Source organism: Pseudomonas paraversuta, assembly GCF_904067025.1.
GTDB lineage: Bacteria > Pseudomonadota > Gammaproteobacteria > Pseudomonadales > Pseudomonadaceae > Aquipseudomonas > Aquipseudomonas paraversuta.
This window is the reverse complement of the sequence record NZ_CAJFDA010000001.1, coordinates 2,174,505-2,186,974: the sequence shown is the minus strand read 5'-3', so window position 1 is coordinate 2,186,974 and position 12,470 is coordinate 2,174,505. Positions and strand designations below refer to the sequence as shown.

At 62.4% G+C, this 12,470-nt stretch carries 9 protein-coding genes; all 9 read left to right on the top strand.

Annotated elements, in window-relative coordinates; genetic code table 11:
• Window positions 1–54 precede the first annotated feature (54 nt).
• Window positions 55–1,014, top strand: a complete 960-nt coding sequence (locus JQ848_RS10050) for an AAA family ATPase (RefSeq protein ID WP_003444726.1) — start codon at window positions 55–57, stop codon at window positions 1,012–1,014.
• A gap of 3 nt (window positions 1,015–1,017) precedes the next feature.
• Window positions 1,018–1,962: a DUF58 domain-containing protein gene (locus JQ848_RS10045; protein ID WP_003444727.1), complete on the top strand. Its 945-nt coding sequence runs from the start codon at window positions 1,018–1,020 to the stop codon at window positions 1,960–1,962.
• Window positions 1,959–2,453, top strand: coding sequence for a DUF4381 domain-containing protein (locus JQ848_RS10040; RefSeq protein ID WP_003444728.1), 495 nt, complete (start codon window positions 1,959–1,961; stop codon window positions 2,451–2,453). Before JQ848_RS10045 ends, JQ848_RS10040 begins: the two co-directional genes overlap by 4 nt.
• On the top strand, window positions 2,446–3,522 hold the full coding sequence (locus tag JQ848_RS10035; protein WP_010657353.1) for a vWA domain-containing protein: 1,077 nt from the start codon (window positions 2,446–2,448) through the stop codon (window positions 3,520–3,522). Before JQ848_RS10040 ends, JQ848_RS10035 begins: the two co-directional genes overlap by 8 nt.
• A complete protein-coding gene (locus JQ848_RS10030; RefSeq protein ID WP_202210571.1) occupies window positions 3,519–5,261 on the top strand; it encodes a VWA domain-containing protein in 1,743 nt (580 codons plus the stop codon). Before JQ848_RS10035 ends, JQ848_RS10030 begins: the two co-directional genes overlap by 4 nt.
• On the top strand, window positions 5,258–6,892 hold the full coding sequence (locus tag JQ848_RS10025; RefSeq protein WP_003444734.1) for a BatD family protein: 1,635 nt from the start codon (window positions 5,258–5,260) through the stop codon (window positions 6,890–6,892). The genes JQ848_RS10030 and JQ848_RS10025 overlap by 4 nt, the downstream gene beginning before the upstream one ends.
• A gap of 90 nt (window positions 6,893–6,982) precedes the next feature.
• Window positions 6,983–8,227, top strand: a complete 1,245-nt coding sequence (locus tag JQ848_RS10020) for an exonuclease SbcCD subunit D C-terminal domain-containing protein (protein WP_003444736.1) — start codon at window positions 6,983–6,985, stop codon at window positions 8,225–8,227.
• A complete protein-coding gene (locus tag JQ848_RS10015) occupies window positions 8,224–11,865 on the top strand; it encodes an SbcC/MukB-like Walker B domain-containing protein (protein ID WP_202210570.1) in 3,642 nt (1,213 codons plus the stop codon). The genes JQ848_RS10020 and JQ848_RS10015 overlap by 4 nt, the downstream gene beginning before the upstream one ends.
• Entirely contained in the window at window positions 11,862–12,443 is a 582-nt protein-coding gene (locus JQ848_RS10010) for a glutathione S-transferase (protein WP_202210569.1), read from the top strand. The genes JQ848_RS10015 and JQ848_RS10010 overlap by 4 nt, the downstream gene beginning before the upstream one ends.
• The last annotated feature ends 27 nt before the right edge of the window (window positions 12,444–12,470 follow it).

Sequence of the window (12,470 nt, the reverse complement as noted above, 5' to 3'; positions counted from 1 at the left end):
CCAGCCCCGGCGTAACTCTTGCGCCGTCGGTGTCCTTTTCAGGAACAGTCAACGATGGAACATCGTGAAGCGCTGCTTGCGCTGCGAACCTTTCTCTCAACGCAGATTCTCGGTCAGGAAAAACTCATCGACCGCCTGCTGATCGCGCTGCTGGCTGACGGCCACATGCTGGTCGAGGGTGCGCCCGGCCTTGCAAAAACCAAGGCCATCAAAGAATTGGCGGAAGGGATTGAAGCGCAGTTCCATCGAATTCAGTTCACCCCCGACCTGCTCCCCGCCGACATCACCGGGACTGAAATCTATCGTCCGGAGACCGGCAGTTTCGTCTTCCAGCAAGGGCCGATTTTCCACAATCTGGTGCTGGCGGATGAAATCAATCGCGCGCCGGCCAAGGTTCAGTCGGCATTGCTCGAAGCCATGGCCGAGCGCCAGGTCAGTGTCGGGCGCAGCACCTACGAACTGTCGCCGCTGTTCCTGGTGATGGCCACGCAAAACCCGATCGAGCAGGAAGGCACCTATCCGTTGCCCGAAGCCCAGCTCGACCGCTTCCTGATGCACGTCAAAATCGGCTTCCCCGATGCGGCTGTCGAACGGCGCATCCTGCAGCAGGCCCGCGGCGAAGCGCTCAACGGTGAAACCAAACCCGAGCGCCGGGTCAGCCAGCAAGCCATTTTTGCTGCACGCAAGGAAATCCTCGGCCTGTACATGGCCGATGCAGTAGAGGAATACCTGGTGCAACTGGTCATGGCCACCCGTACTCCGGGCAAGTTCGACCCGGAAATGGCCGACTGGATCGCCTATGGCGCAAGCCCCCGCGGCTCGATTGCCCTGGACCGCTGTGCCCGGGCGCATGCCTGGCTGGCCGGACGCGACTTCGTCAGCCCCGAAGACATTCAGGCCGTGCTGTTTGACGTTCTGCGTCACCGGATCATTTTGTCGTTCGAAGCTGAAGCCGCCGGTATCGACCAGGACCGTGTGGTGCAGCGCATCCTTGACGTCGTTGCCGTCGCCTGACCCATGAACAACCCCCTGCCCGCCGAGCCCGGCATTCGCGTCACCCTTGCCGAACTGATCGAGATGCGGCACCGGGTGCGCGAAGTACAACTGTTCGCCTCCCCTGGCCAGCGCAGCCCGATGGCGGGCCTGCACCATTCAAAATTGCGCGGCCGCGGCGTGGATTTCGATCAGGTACGGGTCTATCAGGCCGGTGACGATGTGCGCACCATCGACTGGCGCGTCACGGCTCGCACCCAGGAGCCGCACACCAAAATGTTCCATGAAGAGCGCGAACGGCCGATCTTCATTCTCGCCGAACAAAGCCGGCGGCTGTTCTTTGGCTCGGGCCTGATGTTCAAGTCAGTGCTTGCAGCCCAGGCTGCCAGTCTGATCGGCTGGGCGGCACTGGGGCACAACGACCGGGTGGGCGGACTGGTATTCGGCGATCACGAACATTACGAAATCAAACCCCGGCGCAGCAAGCAGAGCCTGCTGCAACTGCTTAACCGTCTGGTACGGGTCAACCAGTCGCTGCACACCGAAGTACAGTCCGACCGCGATGCCCTGGGCATGGCGCTGATCCGGGCGCGGGAAGTGCTGCGCCCCGGCAGCCTGGTGATTGTAATTTGCGATGAGCGCGCGCTCACCGACGCCGCCGAGCAGCAACTGAGCCTGCTGGCCCGCCATTGCGACTTGATGCTGCTGCCGCTGTCCGACCCGCTGGACCACGCCCTGCCCGCTGCCGGCCTGCTGCGCTTTGCCGAACGCGGAGCACAGCTGGAGCTGGACACCCTCAACTACGACTTGCGTCAGGCCTATCGCGCCCAGGGCGAAGCACGTATTGCGCGCTGGGCGTTGCTGGCACAAAAATTGAGCGTGATGCTGATGCCGTTGAGCACACAAAGTGAAATGATCGAGCAATTGCGTGAATACCTGAACGCCAAACGCCCCGGCAAACCATTATGAAAGACCTGGAACAGCTGCAGCCCCTGATCCAGCCGCCCGTGATCGGCTTCTGGCCGCCTGCGCCCGGCTGGTGGCTGCTGCTGATCCTCCTTGCGGCCCTGGCCTGGGGCCTGTGGTGGCTACGCCGATATCTGCCGGTCAAGCGCCAGCCGCGCAGGGCCGAGCAGCCTCTGGACCCGGTGCGGCTGGCGGCGCTTGAAGAGCTTGCAGGTTTCCCCAAACCCTATGACGGCGCACCGGCCGGAGCCTGGCTGCAACAACTCAACGGCCTGCTCAAACGCCTGTGCCGCAACCACTACCCCTACAGCCAGAGCCACACGCTCAATGGCCGCAAATGGCTGGCATTCCTCGACAACCGCTGTCCTGCGGCCGGTCTGACGCGCTGGATGGTGCTGGTTGAAGGGGCCTACAAGCCCGAATGCAAGCTTGATGACAAGGCGATTGCCGGCCTCAATCAAGCGGTTGAAACCTGGATTCGCAAACATGTTTGAGTTCGCCTGGCCCTGGCTGTTCGCCCTGTTGCCGCTGCCCTGGCTGATGCGCCTGGTGCTGCCGGCCGCCGACAGCGGCGAGGCCGCACTCAAAGTCAGTTTTCTGTCTGACCTGGAAGAGCTGGCCCGGCGCAAAGCCCGCGCAACAATGCCTTCATTGCGCCAGCAAATTCCGTTTTTGCTCTTATGGCTGCTGCTGCTGACCGCTGCCGCGCGGCCACAGTGGCTGGGTGAGCCACTGCCCATTGCCGCCAGCGGCCGGGATTTGCTGGTGGCGGTGGATGTTTCCGGCTCCATGGACTTCCCCGACATGCAATGGCACAACGAAGACATCAGTCGTCTCGATCTGGTCAAAAGCCTGCTCGGGGACTTCCTGGAAAACCGCGAAGGCGACCGCGTAGGCCTGATCCTGTTCGGCAGTCAGGCCTATCTGCAAGCGCCTTTGACCTTCGACCGCCACACCGTCCACACCTGGCTGGATGAAGCGCGAATCGGCATTGCCGGTAAAAACACCGCCATCGGCGACGCCATTGGCCTGGCCCTCAAGCGCTTGCGCCAGCGCCCGGCACAGAGTCGAGTGTTGATTCTGGTGACCGACGGGGCCAACAACGGCGGGCAGATCGACCCGCTGACTGCCGCCCGCCTTGCCGCCGAGGAAGGGGTCAGAATTTATCCGATCGGCATCGGCGCCGACCCTGCCCAAAGCAGTGCCAAGGGCATGTTCAGCATCAATCCCGGGGTGGATCTGGACGAACCGGCTCTGCAGGAAATTGCCAAAGTCACCGGCGGTCAGTACTTCCGGGCCCGCGATGGTCAGGAGCTGGCCGCCATCAAAGACACCCTCGACCGACTGGAGCCCGTCGCCCAGCAGCCGACCCAGGCCCGTCCGGTACAGGCACTTTACAGCTGGCCATTGGCCGGTGCCCTGCTGCTGAGCGTGTTGCTGGTGATACGGGAACTGTGGCCAAACAATCCACTGCAACGCTGGCTGAGCAAGGAACATTTTCTGCAACAACATCCTCACTGGCGTTCGCAGCTCAAACGTCTGCGTCTGCGGAGGCGCCGATGAGCACGCTCTGGCCCCACTGGTTCCGTCCCGAATGGCTGTTGCTCTTGCCGCTGCTGTGCTGGTTGCTGTGGAAACTCTGGCACCGACAAAAACGTGCGGGGCGCTGGCAGATGATTCTGCCGGTGGCCTTCCATCGCGTACTGCTCAGTGGCGGCAGCGGGCGTAACAGCAAACTGCCCTGGATCGCCCTGGGACTGGCCTGGCTGCTAGCCCTGCTGGCACTGCTGGGCCCAAGCTGGGAACGGGTTGAGCAATCCACCCAAAAGCCTGCCGACCCGTTGGTGGTGATGTTGCAGCTCACTCCGGAGATGCTGGCCACGGACAAAAATCCAAACCGGCTGGAGCAGGCGCGACGCAAACTCTACGACCTGTTGCAAAGCCGCAGCGATGCGCAAACGGCCGTCATTGTCTACGCCGGCAGCGCCCATACCCTGGTGCCGCTGTCCGATGACCTGTCCACCAGCCGCAACCTGCTCGAAGCGCTCAAGCCCTCCATCATGCCGCAGCCGGGCCATCGCGCCGATCTGGCGGTGGCCAAAGCCCTCAAGCTGCTGGATCAGGGGGCCCTGGGCCAGGGCCGCTTGCTGCTTATCACCTCATCGCTCAGCGAACAGGAGCGCGAGGGCATCAGCCAGATCTTGAAGGGCCATACCCCGCAGTTGCTGATGCTCGGCATCGGCAGTCGTGAGGGTGCGCCGGTGGTTGATGAAAACGGCCAGTTTCTCAAGGACGACCAGGGCGCCATCCTCATGCCCCGTCTCGACAGCGCGGCCCTGCGGGCCTTCGCCCTCGAAGTTGACGGCCGCTACCGCCAGGCGCGCCTGGACGACAACGACTTGCGCGGCCTGGGCCTGCTCGACGGGCCCCGGCAGTTACGCAATAACGGCCAGACCCTGCAGCTGGACACCTGGGCCGACCAGGGCTACTGGTTGCTGCTGCCACTGTTGCTGTTGGCAGCCTGCGCAGGCCGCCGCGGCTGGCTGCTGTGCCTGCCGTTGTTATTGATGCTGCCCCAGCCCGGTTACGCCATGAGCTTCACCGACCTGTGGCTGCGCCCCGACCAGCAAGGTCAGCGTTTACTGGAGCAGAAGAAACCGTTGCAAGCCGTCGAGCACTTCGAGGACGCGCAATGGCAAGGCGTTGCCCTGTATCAAGCGGGCGATTACGCCGCTGCGGCTCAGCGCTTTGCCGAGTCCAACACCGCCAGCGCCCACTATAATCGCGGCAATGCGCTGGCCAAGGGCGGTCAACTGGAAGCGGCCATCGACGCCTATGAACAAGCCCTGGAGTTGCAACCGGACTTGCAGGTAGCGGCACAGAACAAAGCCCTGATCGAAAAAGTGCTCGAACAAAAAAACGCCGAGGCCACTCCGCCGGCCGACAACAAACCCGAGACTGACTCAGAACCGGAACCGGCGCCTGCCATCAACACCCGTAACAGCAGCGCCTCGGGTGACAGCGCGCAGCAGCAGGAAAACAGTTCGGCCACCGAGCCGGATGCTGCGGCAAACAACAACGATTCCCCGGAACCGCCTCCGCCAGCCAGCAATCCAGAGCCCGGCAGCGAATCCACCGACGAGACGACCACCCGCCCCCCGGCGCCGACGTCAGACCACCTGGACGAGGAGCATCGCCAGGCACTGGAACAATGGCTCAGACAGATTCCCGACAACCCCAGCGAATTGTTGCGACGGAAATTTTGGTACGAACAGCAGCAACATCAGGACTCGCCCCAATGAACCGCATTTGCGCCTTGCTTCTCCTGCTCTGCTGCTGGACCGTGCCGGCCCATGCGCTCGGGCTGGTTGCCAGTGTTGATCGCAATCAACTCAACTCCGGCGAAACCGTCGAGCTGACCCTTCAATCAAACGACGCCACCCTGTTCGGCAAACCGGATCTGACACCGCTCCAGGCCCTGTTCGATGTCCGGGGTACGCGCCAGGTCAACCAACTGACCGACCTCAGCGAAGACAACAAGGCCAACACCCGCTGGATCATCACCTTGCAGCCCAAAAGCACCGGCACCGTGATTATTCCGCCGCTGCAGGTCGGTGCCTACCACAGCCTGCCCATCAGCCTGACGGTCACTCAAAGCATCCGCAGCGACAACGAGCTGGCGCCGGTATTTATCGAAGCCGTCCTCGACCAGCCAAGCGTCTACGTTCAGGCCCAGGCAATACTGACCCTGCGCATCTACCACTCGGTTGCCCTGTACGACGACAGCAGCCTGACCCCCTTGCACCTGACAGACGCCATTGTCGAACAACTGGGCGAGTCGCGGACCTACGAGAAATTGATCAATGGGGTACGCCACGGCGTGATTGAACTGCGCTACGGCATTTACCCGCAGAAAAGCGGCGAGCTGATCATCCCGGCCCAGACGTTCAGCGCTACCCAGGTTGACAGCCAGCAAGCCGCCGCCCCTGCCCCGCTGGGCCCCAAGCCTGGAAAAATGGTGCATGTGAGCACAGCCGACATCCCGCTGACGGTCAAACCCAAACCTGCGGACTATCCGGCCAACTCGCCCTGGCTGCCAGCACGCAGCCTTAGCGTCAGTGAGTCGTGGAACCCCGAGCCGGATCACTGCCAGGTCGGCGAATCATTGACCCGTACCCTCACCCTCAAGGCTGAAGGTCTGTCCAGCGCCCAGCTGCCGCCCCTGCCCGCCACCGATGTAAACGGATTGCGCCGCTACCCGGACCTGCCGCAACTGAGCAATCAGATCACCGAAAACGGCCTGGTGGGCAGCCGTGAAGAACGCGAGGCTCTGGTCCCCTCCCGGGTCGGCCAGGTTGAATTGCCTGCCGTCGAAGTGGTCTGGTGGAACACCCATGAAGACAGCCTGGAACGTAGTTACCTGCCTGCACGGACCTTACAGGTAGCCGCCAACCCGAATCTGGCGCTGGATACACCGGTCAGCACCCTGCCTGCGGCAATGAATGACGACTCCACATTGTGGCTCTGGCAACTGAGCACCTTTATCCTCGCCTGCACCACCCTCGCAGGTTTCGGCCTGTGGTGGCGCGCGCGCTGGCAGCCGGCCATTTTACGGGCCGCGCAAACCGGTCCCAGCCCCCGTACCCTGCTCGATGATCTCAAGCGCGCCTGCCTTGCCAACGACCCGCAGGCCACCCGCCAGGCACTCGATGCCTGGGCCCGGCAACAGCCGGAAACCCTGGCCGAAATGGCCGCGCGGTTTGTACTGCTGTCCGATGCCCTGGATGGTCTCAATGGCGCGCTCTACAGCGAAACCGGTCAGCACTGGCAGGGTGAAGAACTGTGGAAGGCCATTCGCAGCATTCCTGCCGCCGAACGTGAGCACGATGCGGGCAGCGAGCCGAGCAGCCTGCCACCGCTCTACCCCAAATAATTTCCAGCCGGCCCCGCGCCCGTGTGTGTACCGGGGCCGGTTTTGCGTCCAGCCTGCGCTGGACGAAGCCCATTTTTTACGGACTCTGTCATGCGCCTGTTTCACACTTCCGACTGGCACCTGGGGCAAAACCTCCATGGCCAGGAACGCGACTTCGAACACGCTTGCTTTCTGAGCTGGCTATTGAGCCAACTGGCCGATCAGCAACCGGACGTGCTGCTGATTGCCGGTGACATCTTCGACACCGTCAACCCGCCGGTCAAAGCCCAGGAACGGCTCTACGACTTTATCGTCAGCGCCCATGAGCAACAGCCCGGCCTGACCATCGTGATGATTGCCGGCAACCACGACTCCGGATCCCGGATTGAGCTGCCGGCGCCCTTGATGCGCCGCCTGCGGGCCCATGCCCTGGGCCGGGTGCTGTGGCTCGACGACGGGCGGCTGGACGCAGAACGCCTGCTGATCCCGCTCCCCGATGCCTCTGGCGAAATTGCCGGCTGGTGCCTGGCGCTGCCGTTTCTGCGGCCCGCCGAAGTCACCGGCGCCCATCTGGGGGATGACTACCTGCGCGGCATCGGCCAGGTCCATGAATGGCTGATCGCCGCCGCCAACGCCCGGCGCAAGCCAGGCCAGGCCCTGATCGCCATCAGCCATGCGCACATGGCCGGCGGTTCGGTCTCGCAAGACTCCGAGCGCAGCCTGATCATCGGCAACGCCGAAGCCCTGCCCGCCAGCCTGTTCGGCCCCAGCATCAGCTATGTCGCCCTGGGGCATTTGCATAAACCCCAGCGAGTGAATGGTGAAGAACGCATTCGCTACTGCGGATCTCCAATTCCGTTGTCATTCTCGGAAATCGGCTACCAACATCAAATCCTCGATGTGCAACTGGATGGCGAAACCCTGGTCAGTGTCGAACCGCGCCTGATCCCGCGGGCCGTCAACCTGCAGCGCATTGGCCCGGCCCCCTTGGCGCAAGTCCTTGAGCAACTGGCCGAACTGCCGGACATCGACTTGCTGGCCGATCCCCAGCGTCAGCCCTGGCTCGAAGTACGGGTCAAACTTGACGAGCCGCAACCCGATCTGCGCCAGCAAATTGAAACCGCGCTGCAGGGAAAATCGGTTCGCCTGGTGCGCATCGCTGCCGAGTACGCCGGCAGTGGTCGGCGCGCCGACGAGGATGACGCCAATGGCCTGATCGAACTCGATCAACTGACTCCCCGGGAACTGTTCAGCCGCGCCTGGCAGGAAAATTACGGCAGTGAAGCCGACGAGCAAACCCTCAACGACTTCGCGCTGTTGCTGCAAGAAGTACAGCTGGAAGGTGAACAACCATGAAAATCCTGGCCATTCGCCTGAAGAACCTCGCCTCGCTGGCCGGCCCCTTTGAGCTGGACTTCACCGCCGAGCCCCTGGCCAGTGCCGGACTGTTTGCCATAACCGGCCCCACCGGGGCCGGCAAAAGTACCTTGCTCGACGCATTGTGCCTGGCACTGTTTGGTGCCGTTCCGCGCCTGAGCAACACCGGGCGCGATGCCAAGGTGCCGGATGCCGATGGCGAAGTGGCCACCGGCGACCCTCGAACCCTGCTGCGTCGCGGCACCGGTGAAGGCTATGCCGAAGTCGACTTTGTCGGCATCGACGGCCGCCGTTACCGGGCCCGCTGGGAAGCCAACCGCGCCCGTGAGAAAGCCGCCGGCAAACTGCAGGCCAGCCGCCAAAGCCTGCGCGACCTCGACAGCGACCAACTGCTGGCCAGCCAGAAAGGTGATTACAAAGTGCAGCTCGAAGCGCGTCTGGGGCTCAACTTCGAGCAGTTCACCCGCGCCGTGATGCTGGCCCAGAGCGAGTTCAGCGCCTTTCTCAAAGCCGATGACAACGAGCGCAGCGAACTGCTGGAAAAACTCACCGACACCGCGCTCTACACCCGCCTGGGTAAACGGGCCTTCGACAAGGCCAAAGAAGCCCGGGACAACCACAAGCAGTTGCTGGACCAGGCCGTTGGTGTGACCCCCTTGACCCCTGAAGCCCGCGTCGAACTGGACCAGCAGTACGACGAAGCCCGGCAACAGCTGAAAAACCGGCAGAGCCAGCTCAAGCAGCTGGAGCAACAGCACAGCTGGCTTAAAACCCTGCGCGAGCTGCAAGAGCAACAACACAGTGCCGCCGAGCAACTGCAACAGGCGCAAACCCTGTGGCAGAGCCAGGCCGACCAGCGCCAGACCCTCAATCTGCTGGAGCAATTGGCACCGCAACGCCATCAATTTGCCCGACTGGCCGAGCTTGAGGCACAGCTCAGCCCGCTGGCCGCACACATTGCTGCTCACCTGCAGCAACAAACCGCACTCAGCCAGCGCCAGGGGCAACTGCAACAAGCGCTACAAACAGCGCAACTGGAGGCCACCCAGGCTCAGGCCCGACAACGCGAGTGCGCACCCCGGGTGCAGCAGGCACATTTGGCCCAGGCCAACCTCAGTCGTCTGACGCAAACCCTCGACGCCCAGCAAGTCCTCATGCAACAAGCGCAACAGGCCTGTGACGAGGGCCAGCAAGAACTGGCCCGGATGATCGAGCACCAGCAACAAGGTGCCGGGCGCATTGAGCACATCACCCGGCAACTGGAGCAAAGCGCTGAACTGACGCCATTGGCCAATGCCTGGGACGCCTATCGTCCGCGCCTGCAGCAACTGGTTCGCCTGAGCAACAACCTCGGCACCGGCAATAAAGAACTGCCCGCCCTTGAACAACGGGCGCAGCTGGCGGCGCAACAACTCAACGAATTGCGCAACACTCTGGAAATACTGTTCCAGGAGGCCGAAGCCGAGCCGCAGGCCGTCAATGAGCAAATCCAGACCCTGGGCAGCCTGCTCTCCGACAACCATCAGCAACAACGCGCGTTCGAAGACTTGCAGCGCCTGTGCAGCAGCCAGCTTGCACTGGAGGCCCGCTTGCAGGGGTTACAACTCAAGCTGCAGACCCTGCAGACCGAACGCGAACAGCTGATCGAACAAGGCACCGCGACCAAGAAACAATTCGAGTCGGCCGAGCAGGCCCTGCTGGTCACCCAACAGCTACTGGAACGCCAGCGACTGGCTCGCAGCGCCAGCGTCGAAGAGCTGCGCGCCCGGCTGCAGGATGACCAGCCGTGTCCGGTCTGTGGCAGTCATGAGCACCCCTATCACCAGCCAGAAGTACTGTTGCAGAGCCTTTCACGCTTTGACGAGGAAGAAGAGGCCAGCGCCCGCAAGGTGGTCGACGGCCTTAAAGAAACCTTGATTCAGTTGCGCGAGAAAGTCGGCGGGTTGAACGCCCAGCACCGCGAGTTCCTCCAGCAACATCAGCACATCCTCGACGAACAACAGGCCCTGGCTCCCGGCCTTGAGGCGCATCCGCTGTATCCGCAATGGCTGGCACAAGATCCGGCCAGGCGTGAACAGTGGCTGACCCAGCGCCTGGGCCAGTTGCAACACAGCATCAACCAGGATCAACAGCGCCAGAACACCCTGCTGGCCCTGCAAAAAGAAGCCGCACAATTACAGCAGCAAGTGCAGCGCAGTACCGAGGCCAGCCAGTTGGCCGCGCAACAGCTGGCCGAGCAACGCCTGCACCTGCAAGCCGACAAGCAGCGCCTTGGCGATGAGCTGGCGGAATTCGCCGGCCTGTTGCCCGAGGCGACTCTCGCAGCGCTGCGCGATAATCCGTCAGCCTGTTTTATGGCGCTTGACCAGCAAGTGGCCGATCGACTGGCGCAACTCGAGCAACTGCGCGATGAACAATCGGAGCAGGCGCAACGGGCGAGCCAAATCGAGCGGGCGCAGTATCAGCAAGCCAATATCACTAAAGAGCTCGAAACCCTGCAACGCAGCGTGCTCGAACTGACCGCGCAACAGCAGTCGGGCCAGCAGGCCCTCCATGAGCTACTGGGCGATTACAGCAGTGCGCAACTATGGCAACACAGCCTGGAACAGGCAGTGGAACAGGCCCGTGTGGCCCAGACCGAAGCAGAGCAGGCCGTGCAGACCTGCGCCAACCAGTTGCTGCAACTGACCGCCGAGCTCAAGGCGCAACAGCAACACCAGCACGCACTGCAACAGGAACACAGCACCCTCAGTGCTCAGGTTGCGCAATGGCGCGCGCAGCACAGCGAACTGGATGACAGCCGTTTGCAACAGTTGCTGAGCATTGACGAAGCGCAATTGCGTCAGTTGCGCCTGCAACTGCAAAACAGCGAGAAGGCCGTAGAGCAAGCCCGCGTTCTGTTGCAGGAGCGCGACCAACGTCTGAATCAGCATCAGGCCCAGGCCAACGGCAACCTTGACGCCCAGGCACTGGACAGCGCCCTGAATGAGCTGCACGGCCTGATCAACACCAGCGAACAGCAATCTGCGGAGTTACGTGCCCGGCAAGCCGAAGACCAGCGCCGCCAGGAGGCCAACCAGGCACTGGCGCAACGCATCAGCCAGGCCTATGACGAATGGCAGCGCTGGGCACGGCTCAATGCCCTGATCGGTTCCGCCACCGGCGACACCTTCCGCAAAATCGCCCAGGCCTACAACCTCGATTTGCTGGTGCACCACGCCAATGCACAGCTGCGCCAACTGGTGCGCCGCTATCGCCTCAAACGCGGCGGCAGCATGCTCGGCCTGCTGGTAATGGATACCGAAATGGGCGACGAACTGCGTTCAGTCCACTCGTTGTCCGGCGGTGAGACCTTCCTGGTGTCACTGGCTCTGGCCCTGGGTCTGGCGTCAATGGCGTCCAGCACGCTGAAAATCGAATCACTGTTTATCGACGAAGGCTTCGGCAGTCTCGATCCCGAGTCGCTGCAACTGGCAATGGATGCCCTCGATGGGCTGCAGGCCCAGGGCCGCAAAGTCGGAGTGATTTCCCATGTCCAGGAAATGCACGAGCGCATCCCCGTGCAAATTCAAGTGCGCCGTCAAGGCAACGGCCTGAGCACCGTGGAGGTCAAATGACCCTGCTCTATTCCTTCCGTCGCTGCCCCTATGCCATGCGGGCGCGCATGGCCTTGCACTACAGCGGCGTACCGGTGTCGATTGTGGAAGTCAGCCTCAAGGCCAAACCTGCCGAAATGCTGGCAGCCTCGCCAAAAGGCACAGTACCGGTACTGGTGTGTGCCGATGGCAGGGTCATCGAACAAAGCCTGGACATCATGCACTGGGCACTTGAGCAGCATGATCCGGAGCATTGGCGGCAAGGGGCCTGGGGGGAGCTGATTGAAGAAAACGACAGCCGCTTCAAGGCCAGTCTGGATCGTTACAAATACGCCAACCGATATCCCGAGTGCCCGATGGAGCATTACCGGGGCCAAGGGGAAGCCTTTTTACAGCGCCTGGAAGATTTGCTTGAACAGACGCCGTATCTCGCCGGGCCGCGATTGAGCCTGGCTGATGTGGCCCTTGCGCCATTTGTGCGGCAGTTTGCCCACGTCGATCGGAACTGGTTCGAGCAAGCCCCCTACCCGCGCCTGAGAGCGTGGCTGGAGCGGTTTCTGGCAAGCGAGTTATTCACCTCAATCATGGCCAGGTCCTGAACCCAAAACTGCAGGAGCGAGCTTTTC